Origin of the sequence: Paraburkholderia sp. SIMBA_053, assembly GCF_046534895.1 — a bacterium.
Classification (GTDB): Bacteria; Pseudomonadota; Gammaproteobacteria; order Burkholderiales; family Burkholderiaceae; genus Paraburkholderia; species Paraburkholderia caledonica.
Genome location: NZ_JAWRXU010000475.1, coordinates 1 through 284, shown reverse-complemented (window position 1 = coordinate 284; position 284 = coordinate 1). Strand labels below are relative to the sequence as shown.

Sequence of the window (284 nt, the reverse complement as noted above, 5' to 3'; positions counted from 1 at the left end):
ACGGTAAATGACCTGGCAACGGTGCTGGGCGCGGGGATGGACCAATCTCGACGCTTGTTGAAGCTGGATACTGCGTTGGGCGGAAATACGCTGGTGCCAGTCCGCGTGGTCGGCACTTCACGCATTGGACGCAACTACGACTTTACTGTCGATGTCGCTTCCCTAAAAGATTCTATCGAGCTCAAATCCCTCATCGCGAAACCGGTGACGCTCTGGACTCAACAGACTGACTCGTCGTATTTACCGCGTCATGGCTACGTTCATACTGCGCGATTTCTGGGCTC

Annotated in this window: 1 protein-coding gene; it reads left to right on the top strand. The window is 54.9% G+C overall.

The genetic code is table 11. The features are described 5' to 3' along the window. On the top strand, positions 1-284 hold a 284-nt coding region (locus SB753_RS36490; RefSeq protein ID WP_410804985.1), incomplete at both ends, for a contractile injection system protein, VgrG/Pvc8 family.